Origin of the sequence: Parabacteroides sp. CAG:2 (assembly GCF_000436315.1) — a bacterium.
Classification (GTDB): domain Bacteria; phylum Bacteroidota; class Bacteroidia; order Bacteroidales; family Tannerellaceae; genus Parabacteroides; species Parabacteroides distasonis.
Genome location: NZ_FR885328.1, coordinates 102,545 through 123,062, shown reverse-complemented (window position 1 = coordinate 123,062; position 20,518 = coordinate 102,545). Strand labels below are relative to the sequence as shown.

The following is a 20,518-nucleotide window of genomic DNA, read 5'->3' as shown; positions in this document are numbered from 1 at the left end:
GCCGTAAAAATAACGGCGGTATGATCCAAAACCGAGATTCGTTGCTGCCTGAACTCCTTGGAAGATAAAGGTTCAACCTTGATGAACGGACGGAAATCTATTTCCACACCGTATTTTTCTGCAATATCGAAATATGGTGATTTCTCCGATGCAGGCTTCGGTTGTGATACCAATAATTTTTTAATATTCAATGCCATAGAGTACTTGACTCGATAAAGTTATACAAATAAATAATGCCTTCATACAGAAAAACTAAAGGCAATATTTCTTGGCCGCAAAGGTACAAACTAATATATAAAAAACTGCTATTTTTCCTGTGAAATATCCGTATGGTCTTATAAATTATCACAAAACGACACAGAATATAGAAAAATACAAACAACAAAACAGGAATCTGTATACTGCTCCCCACGAATACCAACCAAAGTGCCGGAATGTATAAACAGATCCCCCACGCTCCTATAATAGCGTTATAATTAGTCTTCCAAAACTTGTATTTCGGAGCATCCGTAAAAACAACCCCCAATAAATAATAGAAACAGCGCTTACACCAATAAAACAGTATCAATACCATCATTATCAACCCAATAGATATCAATACCGTATTTTCTAGCAAATGGTTGAAATACCCATATGCCCTAGCGATAGCAAAAAGGCAAACGCTACAAAGAAACAAGGCTTGAAACGTCATGAAATTCCGGAAGAGCCATTCGCTCCCCCTCGTTACCTCAAATAAATTTTGACGTTCTTTCACATATACCACATCACGCATCATCTTCAGGAATAAACGATAATTGGTACGGAACACCAACGCAAAACACATAAATAAGACGAACAAAAGGCTGAAGACCACATCGTCCACCAATTGTCCGTCCCACAAACGAATCCCTACATATCCTTCAAATGTACCCATGTGCCGCTATTATCGGCACAAAGGTACATAATTATTTCAATAAAGCGCTTCCTTAATAATCTCTCCTACCGTAGGATGCGGGAACACAAACGACTTTAACTCATCCGATTTCATCCCCTTCTCAATAGCGATTCCGGCGATCACGATCAACTCCGAGGCCGGATTACCCAACATATGGGCGCCGATCAACGTCTCATCCTCCGACAAGATCAACTTACAGACGCCATTACCCATCTCATTCTCCGCAACAAAACGTCCCGAGAATGCCATCGGTATTTTCTTCACGGTATACGAAATACCTTCTGCCTGCAACTCCTCCTCTGTCTTCCCGACACCGGCGATCTCCGGATTCGTATAAACGACACCCGGAATAGCCTTATAACTCATCGGGCGCGATTTGCCCAAGAGATGATCCACGGCCACCTCCGCCTCGCTAACTGCCGTATGCGCCAGTAAGGAGAAAGCGGTAATATCACCGCAAGCATATACATTTGGCAGGGAAGTCTGCATGTACTCATTCACCTTCACCCCATTACGAAAAGTCTCCGGAGCCAGTGTCTCCAAGCCAAAACCTTTCGTAACCGGACGACGCCCTACACTCAAAAGGACCTTATCGCCATGTAACGTGAATGTCTCCCCGTCTTTCTCTACAAAAACCTCGGTTCCATGCACCCCGGTCACTTTATGACTTAGATAGAACTTAATCCCCCGTTTAGCGTATTCCGCTTGCAACATTTCGGACAGCTCACGATCCATCGGGCCTAATATCTTATCCAACATCTCCACGACATGTACCTCTACCCCAAGGCTATTGAAGAAAGAAGCGAACTCCATACCGATCACGCCTCCACCGATTATCACCAAAGAGGCCGGAAGCTCCTTCGATTGCAACGCCTCCCGGCTCGTCCAATATTCCGTCTCCGCCAATCCAGGTATAGGAGGAATTACCGTTTCTGATCCCGTACAGATCAAAAGGTTCGCAGCCTCGTATAGCTCTTCTCCGGCGGCGATCGTAATCGTCCCGTCGGCCGCACGTCCTTGGATACAAGCTTCCGCCGTAACCATCACCACGCCATGCTCCGTCATTTTCATACGGATACCGGCTGTCAGCTTTTTCACGACCTTATTCTTACGGGCGATGATTTTCGGGAGATCAAAAGAAGGATTCTCCGCTTTCACCGCATACTTGGAAGCATGCTTGATATTATCATACGTCTTAGCGGAATAAAGAAGCGTCTTTGTCGGCACGCATCCCTCATTCAAACAAACCCCGCCCAATGCGTTTTTCTCAAAAAGAATCGTGGAAAGCCCACCCTGCGCCGCTCTCTCCGCGGCAGTATAACCGGCAGGACCTCCACCGATTATAGCGACATCGTATTTCATACTATTAGATCTATTTAAGTTGTATATTAGGATTAATCTTTCTCAGCTGTTTGATAAAATCAGCCCGGTTGGTCGGAGATATGAGCATCCAAGGTTTCCCATTGCTCCATATGATCAGCCGATCCAACGAAAGGGCGTAGCTAGACACCGGCATCACGGTAGATTCCAACGCCTCTATATCAGCGATAGCGATCTTCTTCTCCGGGAAAATACTACAATGCGCTATCAACATATCATCTTCCGTTATCCGGTAATACGTATTAAAGAAAACATGAAGTACCCCCAACGCAGCGACCATCATACCCACTATTGCCGATATATTGGTACGCAAAAACGCAGCCACGCAACCAATTACCACCATGATAATCACCAGATGATACCACCATCCCACTTTTGATTTATATTCTCTTTCCATTTTTCGAAATTTGCCGCAAGTTAACGAAAAACGTCAAACAAAAAGAAAATTGCCCAATCTTTCCCATAAAAGAAAATACGCTGTCACTTCTCAGCAACAGCGTATCCACTTAAACCGGTTAATACAAATCATAAGATTGTAGTCGCCTTTTTATTTTAATTCTTCCAATACCGTATAGGATTGTAATACGTTATTCTTATCATATTGTTCCGTACGCACTAAGCCTACATTCGGGCTGTACCACTCATAGCCATACCCAGTGATTGTCTCCTTTGATTTAGGGGAACGTGTAGCGATATTATATTTTACCTTAGCGCAATCGAACGTACCGGCAGGAGTTGTTATGCTTTCCGTTTTAATAAACTCACGGTCCTTAATGGCCATATCCTTACGATTCTTCCGGTTCTTCTTATCGTAGATCTTTACGGAAGCCTCGTCGAAATACACGTTATTCTTATCGAAATTAGCCGCATACGGATTTGGGTAATTTATAAAGTTCTCCGTGATATCCACATTCGTATTCATTTCCGATAACACTCCCGGATAAGAGAGCGTCTCTTTCGAGTCGAGGAAAAATTCTCCATTCTGGCAGTATGCCTTGATATCTCCTTTGTTCACGATCGTACCGGAGGGATTAGTATATACGTAGTCCGCTTCCACCTCTTGGCCGGAAGGCAATGTTTCCACCTCATCCACTTGATAACTCATAACAGATTGTAAGTTTCCCTTCGCGTCATATCCTTTACGGACCCATACCGTTCCCTCTGTTTGCGGAAAGAAGAACGTACAATCTTGCGCCATCGCTCCTCCCGCGATCAATGAGATTAAAGCCGTGTATAATATTTTCACCTTCATAATTTTGACGTTTAATTAATTCACTACTAAATACATGCCGGATATCCAATGCTTTGTTAGAACAGAGTGAACCCCTAAATGTTCAGAAGGTAAAAATTAAAAATAGCCAAAATATCTTTCTTGACAATACATTTAACCATAACTATGAAGTAATCTATTACATATTTACATGAAATATACCAGTTTATAAAGGAAATTCATATATCTTTTTACCATCCAAACTATAGATGAAAAACTTTTCACCTACCCTAAACATCTTGGATGAAGTATATAAATAAGCTTTCTTCTCACCCTTTGAATTAACCCACAATGTTTTGTCTCCCAAGAATATCAAATTATCCCCATTTGGTAAAGCCTTAAACGTACGCAACTTAGACAAAGGATAAGTTTGTAAAACATTCAGTTGCTGGTCTAGCTCAACCATTTCATTCTTATCAGTAATCAAACAATAAATCGAATCCGGGCGTTTATATCGCTGATAAGATGTACTATCCTCAAAATCCTGCAAGAAATAAGAAGAATTGGTAAGATATAATAATTTCCCGTTTACTTCGGTATTCCATGATACCTCACTCAACAAGGAATCCCCAGATAACGAGTACTTCCGGATATGATCGGAAAACAAGACCATCAGAGCATCCTCTTCCCAATTTATATCAAACTCCTCCACCATCTCTTTCTTATCCGAGAGCTGGCGGAACCAAACCTTCTCACCCTTTCGTTTATCGAAACAGGCGATAAACGGCCAGCCAACCTTCAGTCTTAAGTATTCGTGAGCATAAGCCTCAGAAGTATCAAAAATAGTATTTCGATACCCAGTTCCCATATTAATCATATAAAGGCTATCTCCTCTCGCAAACAAATGAGAGCGAGATCCCATTCCATCAGGTATCGGATACCCCCATTTAGGTTGCAACTGCCGATCCAGGCAAAACAAATTCTCCCGGCTTGCCACGTAAAAAACCGTGTCGTCCGATAAAACATTCGATACCAGTTCCATCACCTTCTTCGGCCCGGTAGGCACTGCCGCAAAACCGGTTAAGACACCCGTCACCACACCGAGCGCACCAAGAGCGACGGCCTCTTTATAATCACTTGCCCCAGTCGGCATGGCATAACTCGGCCCTTCCCCATTTCCCATGTGAACCAGATGAATCCCATCCGAGACAATCAATCGAGTAGAGTCATCCAGTAAACCACTCTCATTCCATCCATATACATGGCTCATTTTCCGGCTCCACATCTTTTCTCCCGTCGCAAGGCTATGGCCTTCCAACTCGTTAGACACCCCGTTCATATAACTGCCTTTATAAGCCAAAAACATCCGGTTCTTAGCGTCCACCCAATAAGGAATCATTTTCTTTTTCTTCCAAACCTCATTACCTGTTTTCAAATCCAGCAACGATGTAGCCTTCCCCATTGTTACGAACAAAACTCCCTCTGAAGTCAACTTTGGATCTTGATTAAAATAATTGACAGGACGTTGCCATAGCATCCTCTGATCAGCCAAGGAGTAAACGGAAATTCCCCCCTTATTTTTCAAGGAAGTCTCATTTTTCGACAAATTCCGATACCGGATAAAAAGCAAATTATCCGTCGAATCCACATCCACTCCAAGAATCCAGCCGGGTAAAGCCAAACTTTTAGCAATGATAACAGAGCCATCCTCATTGATACCCAATGTGTCCGACAAAAATGTTTGAGATTGTACATCTAATGAAATACAACAAACAAACAGCAAGAAAATTTTGATGATCCTCATATCTCCATAATAATTATTTGTTACAATTTCACTTTTGATATTTTTCTAACGAAATACAAGTCACATTATTATAATAGGTTGATCCATCATGACGAAACGTAAACAACTTTCCTGATCGTATTCTATCAATAGTGGGTTGTAAATCATGAGTTACCCGCACTTTGAACCGGCATCATCACCACCCTACTCGCCGAACCTGCGGCGGCTCCACCGATAAGCCTTCTATGATGATCGATATATCAACAGATTGTATAGTGTAACTACACTTGTTAAAGTTCAGAAATAAGCTCGGCATCAGTACATATACAAAACTCAAACAAAAAAATAGGCTGTCTCATTTTCTATCACGAAACAGCCTATTTTTTAATATAGACTCAAAAACACCAAAATTTAATGTTACATTATTTTCTGGTATTACCTCGTTACGGCATAAATTCAAAAGCCATTCTACTATCTATTCTTTCATATTATTTATACTCACTGTTTCTTTTCATAACTATCCATTCCCTTGACATTTACGCATATACCTTCCATTTCTCAACCTATCAATTATAGAAACATAAGACATTACATCACCTTGTTCTAAATCCTTATACTTTTCCGTAAGTTTACCTACAAACAAAGGAGGTTCATTAATGTGCCATACATACCAATTCTCCGAAGGACTGACAAACTCAAGTTCTTTGTTTGGAAGAACTCGGACATCACTAGCTGTTCCAAATAGAACATCCTTATGACCTTCACCTATCTCTTTTGAGTTGCCAACTTTGTACCAAGCCCCATAAACTATCCCTGCACGTAAAACCGTATGGGCATAGAACTCTACCTCATCCATCACAATCTCCTCTATAATCGGCCTATAATCCATGGGATAATGGGTCTTGAAAACTCGTATTACAGAGCTATTCAAAGCTTCTATATCATTAATGATATATTGAAAAAATCTTTTATAACCATTATCTATTTCTACACAAAAAATATCTCCCATTTTTGTCACTATTCGTTTTGCCATATTATCACAAGTTTCTTTTTTGCAGTAAAGATAATATTTTTATAAATTAATACTTACCTATTCCATGCTTATCCCAAAACTTAGGTTTTATCTCATTTCTTAAATTATATAAAGAACCTCCATTCTTCTGCATTCCATATCGATTTATCAATTTCTGCTCCATTATTCTAGCATCTAACTTATTTAAGTTCCCAGTTCCTTGTATCGGTCTATAATCAAGTGTAGCCCTATTCGTCCCTGAATTCAAATGCTCTGAGAATCTAACTTCTGGCTTTCTGCTAGTAATCCCTATATAACGTACATCTCCATTTGCATCAACTCCTTGATAAACAGTATAAGTATTATGATCATTAGCTACAGATATTTTATCTCCTGTAGCAGTTAGATTTGGTCGCTCTACATTTACTGAAGGAGTAGATGCCTCCATCAACCTCATCTCCGGTGCCGGTCTTGTCGCCGTGTTCTTGAACGAGAAGATCGTCCGTCCGAATTTAACGTCCTTACCTGTCCAGAAGTTATTACCTTTCAAGGCAGCAACCGTACCGTTTCCGATTCCACCTGTCAAGGCTCCACCCAGAATACCCAAACCATAATCCTTCAAGCTCATAAACTGATCCCCGAAATACAACGAGTTACCCGCACTTTGGACCGGCATCATCACCGCTGTACTCGCCGAACCTGCGGCGGCTCCAGCCAGAAAGCCTCCGATTCCCCCGGCGGCACCTCCGGCGGCGGCTCCAATACCAAATGCGGCAAATCCATCTTTGAAACTATGAAGTTGACCCGATACAGCCTTATAGATCAAATTTGCTGTTCCTCCGATAACCGCACCTATTATAATATGGATAAACTCTCCATCCTCGTCCACATACCTCAACGGGTTGTTCATGGCATAGCTGTAACGATTGAAGTTCTGGGACAAGTCCGGCATCTGGACAAACGGATCAGGAGCGAGGAAACGACCCAGAGCCGGGTCATACAGGCGAGCGTTCATATTTACCAAGCCAAACTCCTTAAGATGCTCATGGCCACTGTAGCCACGACCAAGGAACAATTCTACCTCCTGCCCCGAAGGGATGTAAACGTGACTGGATGAGTTACGTTGGCGACCCCATGCGTCAAAATTATAACTCGCGTATTTCGTCCCTGCCTCCGTGATGATATCCGTGATACTTCCCAGATAATCACGACCTATATAATAAAGTTTCCAGCTATTCGTATGATCCTTCACCAATACCGCCGAAGCGTCGTAGTAATTCTCTCCCGCCAAATACAGCTTCTCCTTATTACCCGAGGGAGTCTCATCGATCTCATAGCAATCCCCCAAATAATAGCGGGTCAACAAACGGCTACCCCCTTTAGCCACCTGCATCTTCACACGCTGCTGATTGCCGTTATAGGTAAACGAGGCCACGTTACCATCTTGCGTAATAGCGTTCGGACGCTTGAAAGAGGTATAGCTAATAACCTGTGTGGCGGAAGACATAATACCATTTGCCACGCTAGAGGAAGATATGGCGTAAGGCTTGCCACTTGTATTATATGCGAATGTACCACTGACATCCCCTTTGGTTAAGATATTTCCTTTCGCATCATAAGTTGCCATAAGCCCTTTGTAGGAAGTCAGACGATTAAGATTATCATAAGAGAATTTCTCTTCTTGGGATACATTAATGTCTTTCCGGTAAGTCAAGTTCCGTTTAACAGGATCGAAAACATACTCCATATTCTGGAGGAATGTGGTCACCCCTGTTTTCTGTATCTTCCTGGAAGTAGGGAATCCATAACTGTCATATCCATAGGTACGAGATAAGGCACCGGAGCGTACCTCGGTAGGTAACCCCATGTCATTCTCTTTCGTGAGCTTAAATATGGATGTTTGGTTATTCAGCTTGGTCTCAACTAAATGACCATTCGCATAATTATAATTCTCGGTTGTCAAAACTCCGGATTGAGACGTATACTTAATAGAGCTTACATTTCCTCCGTTATAGGTATAATCCTTTCGTAAATATTTATTGTCTACCGCCGTCTCTGTCTGGCTCGACAGACGACCCAACGCATCATATACATAATCAATGGAAGTTCCGACAGAAGAAGAGACCTTCGTCAACTCATCGTAGCCATTATAAGTATATGTAGTCGTAAACTCTGGTAAAGTCGCCGTTTTAAGGCGATTATACGTATCATACGTGTAATTGATAACCTTATTATTTGCGTTCGTCTCTTTCAATAGGTTGCCGGATGCGTCATAAGCATAAGTTGTCGTACCAGAGCTAGGATCGCCCAAGCTAGTCCGACGGCCGAAACCATCATAACCAAATGAAGTAGTCACGTTACCCGGTGCGACGATAGAAGAAGGTTGTCCATCCGGACGCAGATTATAGGTAATCGTTCCTGCTGGGTCTACCACAGATATAAGATTGCCCAACGCATCATACGTCCGCTTGACAGAGATTCCATCCTCCACCGTTGTTATACTATTGCCGCTATAACCATGAGTCGTTTTTCTTCCGGAAGGTTCCGATATAGCCGTTAAGCGATCATACGTATCATAACTATAGATATTCCAAGCCGTAGCCGAACTACCGGCAAACGGACGAGAGACTTTTTGCACCCTTCCATAACTATCATAAATTTTATCCGTTTTTAGAAAACTGCCATTAAAACGAGTCTCGGCCGTTCTTACCTCTCTATTCAACGCATCATATACACTTTTAGTAGTAGGTTTACCTGTCACAGAACGGGTTATGGCATACAAAGCGTTTGTCCCTTCCTCCGACCATCCGTAAGATACAGTAGCGGTAGTATTATCAGGGAACGTGACACTTGTCTCCCGACCAAATGGATCATACGTATGCGCCGTAGACTTTCCCCGGTGGTCCTTCTCAGAAGACATACGCCCCTCCGTATTATAAGAAAACTCATTTGCAAGTCCTAATGGGTTTGTCACCTTTTTCAATCGACCGTTCGTATCATAAGCATATTCGGTCTTCAGCCCTTTATCCGAACCATACAAGAATAGCGTCTCTTTTGTGATATTACCCGGAGTATCATAAACATACTCGTAAGTTTTCGCTTTATTTCCATTCTTATAGAACACCTTGCTATTCGCATAGCCGTTCGTATGCGAAGGAATATTCATTCGCTCGGTATAAGTACTGCTATTACGAGTAGTAGTCACGCTCTGATCGGTCAAGAAACCAATAAGAAATCCACTCTCTGCCGTATTGTTATAAAATGTGTTCGCCTTTTTTACCGTAATACCCCCAGTGTAAGTGATAGTCTCTTGCGTCGCATTTCCATAAGTATCATATACAAAAGCGGTAGTAGCCGTAATACCCTTAAGCAAGTCCTGCTCTGTCTTATTGCTTAAACGTATCTTGACCGTTTTATTGGCTTGAACATTAACGGCAAAATTATAGGTCGATTTCGCCTCAGGTGAAACCTCACTCTTCAATATGCCATATTTATAAGGATCAAAATATTGCTCCGTAAGCTGCCCTTTCAAATTCGTACGGAATATACTCTCAAATCCCCTAAACCCCAATCCTTGGCGGTGAATAACACCACCTCGGTACGTGAAAGTGAAATTATCAACCCGGCTACCTTTCATATAAGTACTGGAAAAGGCTATGACAGGAATAGACTCTTGAATGTCCACATACGGGAAAACAGCGTTCGCACCCTTAGCATAAGTACCGGAAGATATGGCCTCCTCATTCATCAACAGGTATGTGTTCTTTTCGACCACTCCCAAACTATTCGCCATACCCGTGGCCAAAACGCCTTTATTGTCATTCCTCTTGAATGAATATTTTGTAACCACTCCATTCTTCAAGCTGACCAATTGACTAAAATAATTATGACTGTTTATATTAGTCGGGATCAAGATTGATTTCGATGTATAATTTTGGGCACATTCAACCGAACCCACGTTATTTTTCTTAGCGAGGTAAGTGAAGAAACCGGAGCTATGATACCGGATCAAGTCTGTCATACCATCCCCGTTTACATCTTGTAGCAAAAAGCCATCCGTAGAAATCCCCGAGTTTTGAGTACCGGCAAACGTGGATTTATAAAATTGTCCATCTCCCATCGAGTTATAAGCGGCCCACGTATAGACTGGATCCTTTTTTTTCGGAGATACCAGCAAATCCATAAGCCCATCTCCGTTGATCTCCCCCAGCAACAGCGAGCGATCTTTTAGATCCACCTTTTTTAATCCGGTATAAGTAGAGACTTTTCGGCCCGTCCAAGTACTACCGGAAACATCAAAAGTATATATATTTATCCCGGAGTCATTAATAAGAGCGATGTCACTTTTCCCGTCTCCATCATAATCTAATACCAGAAGTCTATCTGTTTTCTGAAATGCGTCCTCAGGATCAGGCTGCTCCGTGCCTACAAAATTAACGTTATAGGGAAACAAGTAACTCTGATATAAGACCTTACCACTTTCCAAATCAAATATATAGCATTTAGAGGTCTTACTGGTCTCTCCAAAAGGATGATGGCAAGAGACCGCTAGTACTTCCTGTTTTCCATCCCCATTGAAATCCCCTGTATAATAAAACTTAGGATGTATGCTCTTTGCCCCATCCGCATCGGTCAATACGGTCGGGAAATTAAAAGTCCGTGTATATTTAGATACCAATCCCACAGTCAAACTGGCCCTATATACACGGAAAGTCACTTGATCATTATCACCGGAAACGCCATTGTTTACTTTTATGATATGCTCTTCTTGCTTTCCCTCCAAATCCGCACAAAAGATATCGATAAAATTAGCTCCGGTCGTAAGATTGGGCATGGGGGAAGCGTACTCGCTATTCAATCCGGCATAAAGATAGATTTTCTCTTCTCCGGTGAATTTATTGTCATATCTATTCTGGGAATGCTGAAAAGCCGTCGAATGTCTGTAATGCTCCCAATAGGGATTCTCATTAGGCAAAGAGATCAAACCATCTGCCCCCGACGCATAATCATACCTTCCTTTCACTACCTTGATACGAGCAGGATCCGTTGATTCATACCAATTATATAGCTGTGTGACAGAACCATTATCATAAGACCCATCTGTTATGCCTTCTCCATAGTAAAGCTTTATAGGGTTCAGAGATTGCCCGGAGGCGGAATAATCTATCTGGCTTAAAACTGAGCTATTGTTCTGGTTTTTATAGCTCAAGCTATACGTACAAAGCGCAGTAGAGCCTAATTTACTGATGATTTTAGCCAGCAAGTAGCTTTCCCCTGTCTTAAGCCCTCCTATAAAAGAGACCAAGGGGTCCGGTCGTGAGGCTTGATACTGAAATTCCACAGAGGCACCATTATAAGCAACTTTTGTCAATCTGTAATGGTTTTCTTGCTCGACATAAGTATATAGGATCTGATTATTTCGCAAGTCAGACAAAGAAACTATCGGATAAAAGATCTTATTGCTTGTATTTGAGGCATATCCAAATATGCCCTTGGTTCCATTAGGATAAAATACCTCAAAATATTTCACGACATCGCCGGACAAAAAAGCTTTTACTTTTATATTGCCTTGCTCGGACTCATAATTAATAGTTGTCGCATTCTCTGAGATCTTTATAAGACGCATCCCGTCTAACACGAACGCATCCGCTTTCGTACGTAAAGCTCCTTGGGGCTTACCATCATAATAAATATTCCTACTCGTACGCATGATCGATTGCACACCGCCAATACCCCATCCAATACCAACGATGCCATTTCCTTGCTGGCTATTATAAGCCAATGATAATTGGGGTTCAAATCCATTTATACCCGGATAAACCTGTATGGGAACCGTATAGGTTTTAGCTCCAGTCGGGGAAACACCTGTTTGTATCGGTATCTCTCCTACAGCTTTCGATTTATCTATTGTAACTGTAGTCGGAACGTAAGTATTATCAGATATGGCTTTAGGAACAAAAGCCTGAGGTTGCTGTGAAAACCTTTCCGGATTTTCTGCAGTTTTCGCTATAACCGGAGGATATAAAGCCTTCAATAAAGAATCCTCATAAGCCTTGTAATCACTTTCCTTCCAATCGAAAAATTGATTATTCTCAGCAACTCCTTGGGCACATAAATAAGAAGATGGGGACATAAACATGATAAATATCCCTATCGTATATAAATATATTAATTTCATCTATAAGTATACTTAAATTATATTTTGATCAATCCTCCTCTTGGTCTACGGGAACGGCCTCCAAAGATGAAGCCATCGCACTAAATTGCCGTGTTGTTCTATTTCCTGACGCATCATAAGTATAAGTAAATATCATTTGTTGGGATTGCCTAATATTCAAAATTCCGCCAGACTTTACCTCAAAAGGCCCATTAATCGTAATTTGCGCCGGAGCGGAAAGAGATAAATTACCATTACTTGCCACGGTTACATTTTGGACAGCCAACGTATTACAGCCCAAAACTGATACACTTGATGAAACTGTCTGATTTGTATAAGTACTCACACAGCTTCTCGTGTCAACCTCTTGTGATGATAACGGGGAAAATAAGCAAGTCAAAACGATACATGTAAAAAAGACGATTCTCTCTTTCATATCAAAGAATTTATGATTCTGTTATTTCTATTTTTAATTCCTTGAGATTACAGACTTACATACTTCTTCAAAGTATCCGCTTTCTTCCCATCCACAAAAAGAGTATAAATAAACGTTCCATAACCAAGTTCCGAACGGCTTACTTCTACCACATTACTACTTCCATTATCCAACTTAATAACTTTCACGGGTTTACCTGTGACATCAAATATCTGTAGACTAGCAGACACAAACGTCGCCGGTAAGGTATAAGAGACAGAAGCACCTTCCCTATTATATAATTTTGCGCCATCCAGAGCACTTATATTACTTGTGGAAGTCGTGTTCGAACGTAATTGAGATTGTACCTCCGGCGATAGTAGAGCTTGCAAATTATCAATCACCTCATTCTGTTGTTGGATCGTTTGTTGCATCTCCTTGATACTTTCTACGATAAGCGGAATAAAACCTATATAATCTATAGACATCATCCCGTTTTCATCCGTTTGTACAAGTTCGGGTAATACCTTTTGTATGTCTTGAGCCAAAAAACCAATTCGTTTACGACTAGCCTCCGCTGCCTCTCTTCGATCTATCTCTGCTTGGATTTGTTTGTCTCTATTTATCTTTGCGATAGTAGCGGCATCCATAATCTCCTCTGAATCGGAGGAACTTCCCGATATCCCATTATCCAATGTGGCAGAGAACTTAGACTCATCCTGCTCCCTATTCTCCTCAAGTGTAGAGAGGTTGTATGAATAAGAGACCCCATTCACTTGCTCTAAAAGAGCTAATGGATTTTGCAGCGACTCTACATTTTCCTTCAAGCGAGCGTCTGAAGTTATATTCACTCCATTCACACGAAGATTCGTATTGAACACGAAATTAGTATTACTAGCCGGATTGTAATACGCCACGACATTGTTAGCATAACCATTTGTAGTCATATAAATACCCAATTTCCCATGCAACCAAAGTTGATCCGTATCCGTGGTTCCATATTCTCCAGCAAACACATTCCAACCTTGATTCGCATATTGTCCAAAATCACCAAATGTTAATTTCGAACCTGCGCGTGCATCCCCTATCCGACCATATATCTGCATAGAGGTTACATTTCCTAAGTCCTCATTATTGTCTTTTAAAAGGCCTGCTTGTACTCGTCCATTTGAAAGAACCCGGAGTTGAGCATTTGCGTTTGATACTAAACTAATTAAAATTAAGAAAGAAAAAAGTCTTGTTGTTTTCATATAAGTTGTTCTAAAATATAAATAGATAAACATTCAAATAATACTTCTAAGGAACCCTGTACCATATCCAAACAATTGCGTAAAAGAGGCTATTACGGATAGCGATCCTACACGTAAATCACATTTATTGCGGAACATTGCGTCTACAAACAATAAAAGGGCATAAATAATAAGAGGCACCAGAAACAAGCGGAAAAAGAATGAACTGATAACCAATAGACAGACTGAAAACGTGAATAATGCCGGTAAGCAATGTACCAGCTTCAATGAGCCGGGATGTTTCCGGTTCAACGCGATCCGGGCCTCCCCCGAATGACGCACCTGACGGAAGAACTGCATGAGATCCGTCCGCCTTTTATGATAAACCCATGCCGAAGGAAATAGCCGGGTCCGATAACCAGCCTCCATGATCCGTATGCTAAAATCAATGTCCTCACCATATCGCATGCCGGAAAAACCGCCCAGACGCTCATATACATCCCGCCTTATTCCCATATTAAAACTACGGGGATAAAATTTATCCAACTTTTTCTTCCCGCCGCGGATACCACCGGTCGTCAGGAATGAGGTCATGGCGTAATTGATCGCCTTCTGGATCGGGGAAAACGAGGCATGCGCCTTATCCGGACCACCGAACGCATCCACCGGATAATGATTCAACGAGTCGTGTATATGCTCAAGCCACGTGGAGGGTAGTACCACGTCAGAATCCAGTATGAGCAGATACTCGCCATGCGCTTGCCTAGCGCCATGATTACGCGCCATACCCGGGCCGGAGTTCGAGATCACATAATAATGAAGATCCAATCGCCCTTGGTATCGCCCAACAATCTCTTTCGCTGGTATCTCCGAACCATCCTCCACCACGATAACCTCAAAATGGACATAGGTTTGCTTGCAAAGGCTTGATAACAGATCATCAAGCTCATCCGGCCTGTTATAAGCAGGAATTATAATGGAGTATAATCGCATATCTTTTTTGAAATAAAGATCGCTTTTATGAGAAATCTATAAGCAAAATAAGATTTACTTCTTATTTACTTTTTGTTTACAGCGATTAAGTTATTATAAATCAGCGATAAATTTATCCATCATTTCTGCGGTACCTTCTGTTCCATGAATCTTTTTATAGAGACGAATCCGGGATGCTGTTATTGCAGGAGTTGAGCGTCCAACTAACCTTGCAATGTCCTTCACAGGCATGGATATTTTTATCAAATAACAAATATGGAGTTCTAACTCTGAGATTTGCGGGTATAAAGCATATAATTGAGCGGTGAAATTTGAATAGGTTGTATCAATCTCTTTTCTCAACTCCTTCCAATCCTTATTCTGAATTTCCGTATCAGTATTATTACTTGTTTCATGAAATAACCGATAGACTTCGGATTTTCGAAAAGCTATTTCAAGCAAACTTTTTTCATTTTGAGAAGTAAGAATCTTTCGGTTTGATAGTTCTAATAATTCCTTTTGAGATTGCACAAGTTGCTTTTTAAAATTATCTCTTTGACACTCCGATTGCTGCAAAAGTTCCTCTAGATATGAAATTTTCTTATTATTATATTCAATACAATCCAAACTTTCCGCATATTGATTCTCTTTCAATAGACGTATTTTTTTCTCCTTTTCAATCGCTGCTTTTTTCTTCTTTTCTAACACATATATATAACATAGACTAAAGAAAATAATTAAAACAACAAATAATGCAAATTGATAATTGCGAATTTTTCTTTTTTCATTATCTATTTTCAATTGAACATTCTCCTTTTCTGTATGCTGATACTTATATAATGAGTTAACTTTTGCTACAGCTTCCGTTTTTGTTTGATTCTTAATTGAATCAGACAGTTCTATACATTTATACGCATAATTCAAGGCTAATTTACGGTCTCCTTCTTGGTTTTTTATTTTGGATAAGATTCTATACGTATTTTTTTTCATATAGATATTCCCATACTCATTTGCTTTCTCAAAATAATATAGAGCTGAATCTATTTGCTTATAGCTTTCATATATACAACCTAATCCAAAATATATATTTGCTTGATTCTTCATACTTGAAACCTTACTGAACAAATCTTTAGCCAAATCATATTTTCCCATATCTATATAGATGCTACTCAATTCCCTTAGTACATTATCTATTCTCGATTGATCATTTAATAACAATGCCTTCTCATAAGCAGATTGATAGTAGTATATAGCACTGTCTGTATCTTGCTTGGCGTTATAGATCCGAGCAATATTCCTCAATGCGATCACCTCTCCTTTTCCTTTATCATACATCTTGTATTCATACGATTTCCTATAAGCTTCGAGAGCCTCATCATACAAACCTTGATATGCCAGTCGATATCCCATCTGCTCATAAACCCGTCCTAATATATCATATCGCTTACTATCTTTCCCTATGTCCGCAGCATCTTGAAAAGCTCTCACCGCTCTTGGGGCATCTCCCATATCCCGGTATGCACTTCCTAGATAATAATATGCCTCCATTAATTGATCTGGAGTCCCATAGCCCTCATAATACTGAACTATTGATTTAATCAAAGAGTCTGATTCATGAGGAATATACAGCTTATCTTTAGCTTTAATCTTAAGCAAAGCATGGTACATACGTATATTTTCCGGCTCATTCATGATTGAGCTATCCAAAGAGGAAAGACAGAGTAATGCGCTATCCGGATGCTCCCACATAACAGATTCCGCACGAGATAATTCCGCAGGTAATGGTTTTTCTTGGCGCATACAAGAAAAAAGGGTAGCGAAAAGTAGCAAAGTCAGTCCTAGTGTTCTCTTCATTTAGATTACAGTTTACAACTTAAACGCAAGTTATAAAATTTATTTTATAAATACCACTAAAATATTTGTTTTTCAATAGTGATTTTGAGATACGATCAGCCAGCAGGGAGACGCAGCACACTACGTATCTACTAGTTGTATTATGTATTTAAAATATTAGCATATAAGCATTTGCAGTTTTTTATGGTAAAAAACAAAAGTTTATCAAGCAGAAAACTTTTGTTTCCCTATATAGAAACAAAAGTTTCTTCAGCATGAAACTTTTGTTTTCCCTAATAGAAACTACTTTTACATATATAGGCACTACGACACACGAACCTAAACGATAATTTGGTTTCTTGCGTTTTCTATCAAAACATGGTAGATAAAGAATGATAATTGTAGATATTTTCTATCTACAACCACTATATAAGATGTTTATTTATAAGGCATATAAGAAGGAATTGTAGATGTGGTAGATATTAAGTGTTTTTTATTAACTGGTAATTTATGGAACTCGATTATATAATCCAACAAGTTCTTGTAACTTTGCAGCCATTTTAATTGAAATCCCGATTGAATATGAAGAACAAATACGAGGCTAGGCTAGGTACGGAACGTATGCTACCGCTGGTTTTCAAAATGGCGCTTCCGGCGGTAGCGGCCCAATTTGTCAACTTACTTTACAATATCGTAGATCGTATCTATATCGGGCATATTCCCGAGATCGGGACAAACGCTTTGGCCGGTATAGGGGTGACCACCTCCATCGTGATCTTGATCTCTTCTTTCTCCGCTATCGTGGGAGCGGGAGGTTCGCCGTTAGCGGCTATCGCTCTCGGGCAGGGCGACCGGGAACGGGCCGGAAAAATAGTGGGAAATGGATTTATATTGCTTATCCTATTTACTATATTCACTTCCCTCATCACCTATACCTTCATGGAACCGATCCTGCTTTTTACAGGAGCATCAAAATATACGTTAGGATATGCGGTGGATTATCTCTCTATTTATTTACTGGGCACTCTGTTTGTCGAGATATCCACGGGCTTGAATGCCTTTATCAACGCACAAGGGCGTCCGTCTATCGCTATGTGCTCGGTTTTGATCGGGGCTTTATTGAATATCGTATTAGACCCTATCTTCATTTTCTGGTTGGATATGGGGGTAAAAGGCGCCGCGCTCGCCACGATCCTATCGCAAGCTTGCAGTGCCATATGGGTATTGAGCTTCCTTTTCTCAAGACGTGCCTCCTTGCCTTTGGAAAGGCGGTATATGAGACTGGACCGAAGAATCGTACTCTCGATGTTCGCTTTGGGAATTTCTCCGTTCATCATGGCCAGCACGGAGAGTCTGGTAGGTTTCGTCTTGAATAGTAGTTTGAAAAATTTTGGCGATATCTATGTGAGCGCATTGGCTATCTTACAGAGTGCCATGCAATTCGCTAGCGTACCGCTGACCGGTTTCGCCCAAGGATTCGTACCGATCATAAGCTATAATTACGGACATGGAGACAAACAGCGGGTGAAAGATTGTTTTCGTATCGTGCTAATCGTTATGTTCTCTTTCAACTTGATACTCATGCTATTCATGATCTTATTCCCCTCAACCGTAGCCTCCGCTTTTACAAGCGACGAGGAGTTGATCGATACCGTCCGTTGGGTCATGCCCATCTTCTTGGCGGGTATGACGATTTTTGGCTTACAACGAGCTTGCCAGAATATGTTCGTAGCGTTGGGACAAGCTAAGATATCTATCTTTATCGCCTTGCTTCGTAAAGTAATCCTCTTGATTCCTTTGGCATTACTATTACCTCATTTTATGGGGGTAACCGGCGTATACGCGGCAGAAGCCGTATCGGATGCCACGGCCGCTATTTGCTGTACGTTGTTATTTATATGGAAATTCCCGAAGATACTAGGGAAAATCAAGCAAAAAGAAGAAAGGGCTGCCCAATAACGGACAGCCCCCTGATAAAGCCTTAAAGATTAAAATGAATCGTATTAATATCCCGGATTCTGTGTCAAGTTAGGATTCAGGCTAAGGATATCGGCATAGATGGAGAATACCGTTGTATATCCCGTCTTATCCTCTTGATAATCCAGTGAGCTGGCGGAATGTTTCACGCCTACATAGCGGTCTACCGTAGCCTCGGTAAACTTACCGAAACGGATCAAATCCTGCCGGCGTACGCCTTCCCACGCTAATTCAAGCATACGCTCGTCTAATAGCGTATCCAGCGTTACGTTTTGTAGCGGTTTGGCGCCTACACGGTTACGAACTTGGTTCACCTCATCGTCTCCATTCTGTCCCAGACGAATCTTGGCTTCCGCCTTCATCAGCAACGCGTCGGCGAAACGGAAGATCACGCAGTCATTTCCATGCAAGTTTCCACCATCCTGAGCATTCTGGTCGAACTCATATTTAGCCATACGAGCTCCGGCGGTCTTCACCAACAAACCATCGGAGGCATCCATATATACCTTCGGGGCGTTCGGCTCATATTTCAAAGGAACTTTCTGTCCGTCCCATTCCGTATAGATCGTCTTTCCGTCCGGACCGGTCACCTCGCCCGTAAAATAAGTAAGCTTACAACGAGGATCCTCATCCGCCGTACCGAACTTAAACACGTTCATCGCCTTCACCGTAGCGCAAGAGCCATTCCATCCGGATTGGCCGTAAGCGGTTGCATGATCATAATGGCGGGTACGTACCAAATTGTAGTCCTTAGCGTCCGGATAAGCGACCGGGTCCATAGGAACCGTGAAAATATTCTCAACCGAGGTCTCGTTCGCTACGGCGAAATTCTCCGAGAAGTTTCCCTGCAATTTATAGCCCAAAGCCTCCAGCTTATCCACATAAGCGATCGTAGCTTCCCAAGCGTTCATCTCTTTACCGTCAACGGTAAACTTGATGTTCTTTCCAGCCGGACGATTGCCGTCCGTCCAATTGTCGTCCGCATAAACCTCCGCGTTCAACGCCAACTTAGCCAAGATCATATAAGCCACCGGCTTGGTAATACGTCCGTAATACTCACCTTTTTGGTTACTGCGGTTATCTGAAAGATAAGGCAACGCCTCCTCCAACTCCGAACGGACAAAGTTAAATACAACGCTACGCTCAGATTGCTTTACCTCAGACATCGGTGTCGTAGAGGAAGTTACCAACGGAACACGAGCGAACAAATCCAACAACTCATAATAGAAAAACGCACGGACCGCACGGACCTCTTCCAGATAAACCTTGAAATATTCCACGTCCGGTTGTTCCTCGGCAAAGGCTTGCAACTTATCAACACTCTGGTTGCATTTTCCAATCTGCTCATACAAGAAATCCCAAGAGTTCTTGGTCAAATCATTCATCGTGCCCCAACGGTGTAAGAAAATATTCTGCCATAAACCGCCATCTTCCCAGTCGCCGATACGGCAAGGAAGCATAGCCTCATCGCTGGAGAAAGTATTCAAGTCATATACATGACGGTCGTTACCCATGATCTTGAACATATTATTGTACAGGCTCGCAACCGTGTTTACATAGACCAACGTAGGGCTTTGGAACGCGGTCTCCTCATCAAACGCGTCTGTAGGACGCTA

General features: G+C 41.5%; 14 protein-coding genes. 1 reads left to right on the top strand and 13 read right to left on the bottom strand.

Features of this window, described 5'->3' with window-relative positions; genetic code table 11:
* The 12 genes from QVP94_RS16635 to QVP94_RS16580 all read right to left on the bottom strand — a co-directional run.
* The coding region (locus tag QVP94_RS16635) for a uroporphyrinogen-III synthase (protein WP_502685453.1) at positions 1-191 on the bottom strand (191 nt) is incomplete at its 3' end.
* Positions 188-913, bottom strand: coding sequence for a DUF4271 domain-containing protein (locus QVP94_RS16630; protein WP_005860300.1), 726 nt, complete (start codon positions 911-913; stop codon positions 188-190). The genes QVP94_RS16635 and QVP94_RS16630, both read right to left, overlap by 4 nt.
* A 36-nt stretch (positions 914-949) precedes the next feature.
* Positions 950-2,296: a dihydrolipoyl dehydrogenase gene (lpdA, locus tag QVP94_RS16625; RefSeq protein ID WP_022193036.1), complete on the bottom strand. Its 1,347-nt coding sequence runs from the start codon at positions 2,294-2,296 to the stop codon at positions 950-952.
* Between the two features lie 10 nt (positions 2,297-2,306).
* The gene (locus tag QVP94_RS16620; protein WP_009016772.1) at positions 2,307-2,711 is read right to left on the bottom strand and encodes a PH domain-containing protein; all 405 of its coding nucleotides are present in this window, start codon (positions 2,709-2,711) and stop codon (positions 2,307-2,309) included.
* Positions 2,712-2,861: 150 nt separating this feature from the next.
* Positions 2,862-3,566 carry a TapB family protein gene (locus tag QVP94_RS16615; protein WP_022193035.1) on the bottom strand — a complete coding sequence of 235 codons (705 nt, stop codon included), beginning with the start codon at positions 3,564-3,566 and terminating at the stop codon, positions 2,862-2,864.
* A 184-nt stretch (positions 3,567-3,750) separates the two neighbouring features.
* Positions 3,751-5,328, bottom strand: coding sequence for an outer membrane protein assembly factor BamB family protein (locus QVP94_RS16610; protein WP_022193034.1), 1,578 nt, complete (start codon positions 5,326-5,328; stop codon positions 3,751-3,753).
* Positions 5,329-5,824: 496 nt separating this feature from the next.
* On the bottom strand, positions 5,825-6,340 hold the full coding sequence (locus QVP94_RS16605; RefSeq protein ID WP_022193033.1) for an Imm26 family immunity protein: 516 nt from the start codon (positions 6,338-6,340) through the stop codon (positions 5,825-5,827).
* A 46-nt stretch (positions 6,341-6,386) separates the two neighbouring features.
* Positions 6,387-12,497 carry an RHS repeat-associated core domain-containing protein gene (locus tag QVP94_RS16600; RefSeq protein ID WP_022193032.1) on the bottom strand — a complete coding sequence of 2,037 codons (6,111 nt, stop codon included), beginning with the start codon at positions 12,495-12,497 and terminating at the stop codon, positions 6,387-6,389.
* A gap of 28 nt (positions 12,498-12,525) precedes the next feature.
* Entirely contained in the window at positions 12,526-12,912 is a 387-nt protein-coding gene (locus QVP94_RS16595; RefSeq protein ID WP_008778959.1) for a hypothetical protein, read from the bottom strand.
* 47 nt (positions 12,913-12,959) lie between these two features.
* Complete coding sequence (locus QVP94_RS16590; protein WP_227211263.1) at positions 12,960-13,997, bottom strand: tail fiber domain-containing protein; 1,038 nt, start codon at positions 13,995-13,997, stop codon at positions 12,960-12,962.
* A 177-nt stretch (positions 13,998-14,174) separates the two neighbouring features.
* Positions 14,175-15,113: a glycosyltransferase family 2 protein gene (locus QVP94_RS16585; RefSeq protein WP_022193030.1), complete on the bottom strand. Its 939-nt coding sequence runs from the start codon at positions 15,111-15,113 to the stop codon at positions 14,175-14,177.
* A 93-nt stretch (positions 15,114-15,206) separates the two neighbouring features.
* Positions 15,207-16,946 carry a tetratricopeptide repeat protein gene (locus QVP94_RS16580; protein ID WP_022193029.1) on the bottom strand — a complete coding sequence of 580 codons (1,740 nt, stop codon included), beginning with the start codon at positions 16,944-16,946 and terminating at the stop codon, positions 15,207-15,209.
* A 561-nt stretch (positions 16,947-17,507) separates the two neighbouring features.
* Between QVP94_RS16580 and QVP94_RS16575 the strand changes: the two genes are divergently transcribed.
* On the top strand, positions 17,508-18,884 hold the full coding sequence (locus tag QVP94_RS16575) for an MATE family efflux transporter (RefSeq protein WP_005863698.1): 1,377 nt from the start codon (positions 17,508-17,510) through the stop codon (positions 18,882-18,884).
* Between the two features lie 44 nt (positions 18,885-18,928).
* Here QVP94_RS16575 and QVP94_RS16570 read toward each other — a convergent pair whose 3' ends face one another.
* Positions 18,929-20,428 (bottom strand): RagB/SusD family nutrient uptake outer membrane protein, encoded by a 1,500-nt coding sequence (locus QVP94_RS16570; protein ID WP_288213304.1) that lies wholly within the window; start codon positions 20,426-20,428, stop codon positions 18,929-18,931.
* Between the last annotated feature and the right edge of the window lie 90 nt (positions 20,429-20,518).

What these genes read in the sequence shown, in the direction of transcription:
- QVP94_RS16630 (WP_005860300.1), bottom strand. Translation starts at nt 913, where the DNA reads ATGGGTACATTTGAAGGATATGTAGGGATTCGTTTGTGGGACGGACAA.
- lpdA (WP_022193036.1), bottom strand. Translation starts at nt 2,296, where the DNA reads ATGAAATACGATGTCGCTATAATCGGTGGAGGTCCTGCCGGTTATACT.
- QVP94_RS16620 (WP_009016772.1), bottom strand. Translation starts at nt 2,711, where the DNA reads ATGGAAAGAGAATATAAATCAAAAGTGGGATGGTGGTATCATCTGGTG.
- QVP94_RS16615 (WP_022193035.1), bottom strand. Translation starts at nt 3,566, where the DNA reads ATGAAGGTGAAAATATTATACACGGCTTTAATCTCATTGATCGCGGGA.
- QVP94_RS16610 (WP_022193034.1), bottom strand. Translation starts at nt 5,328, where the DNA reads ATGAGGATCATCAAAATTTTCTTGCTGTTTGTTTGTTGTATTTCATTA.
- QVP94_RS16605 (WP_022193033.1), bottom strand. Translation starts at nt 6,340, where the DNA reads ATGGCAAAACGAATAGTGACAAAAATGGGAGATATTTTTTGTGTAGAA.
- QVP94_RS16600 (WP_022193032.1), bottom strand. Translation starts at nt 12,497, where the DNA reads ATGAAATTAATATATTTATATACGATAGGGATATTTATCATGTTTATG.
- QVP94_RS16595 (WP_008778959.1), bottom strand. Translation starts at nt 12,912, where the DNA reads ATGAAAGAGAGAATCGTCTTTTTTACATGTATCGTTTTGACTTGCTTA.
- QVP94_RS16590 (WP_227211263.1), bottom strand. Translation starts at nt 13,997, where the DNA reads ATGCAGATATATGGTCGGATAGGGGATGCACGCGCAGGTTCGAAATTA.
- QVP94_RS16585 (WP_022193030.1), bottom strand. Translation starts at nt 15,113, where the DNA reads ATGCGATTATACTCCATTATAATTCCTGCTTATAACAGGCCGGATGAG.
- QVP94_RS16580 (WP_022193029.1), bottom strand. Translation starts at nt 16,946, where the DNA reads ATGAAGAGAACACTAGGACTGACTTTGCTACTTTTCGCTACCCTTTTT.
- QVP94_RS16575 (WP_005863698.1), top strand. Translation starts at nt 17,508, where the DNA reads ATGAAGAACAAATACGAGGCTAGGCTAGGTACGGAACGTATGCTACCG.
- QVP94_RS16570 (WP_288213304.1), bottom strand. Translation starts at nt 20,428, where the DNA reads ATGTTCAAGATCATGGGTAACGACCGTCATGTATATGACTTGAATACT.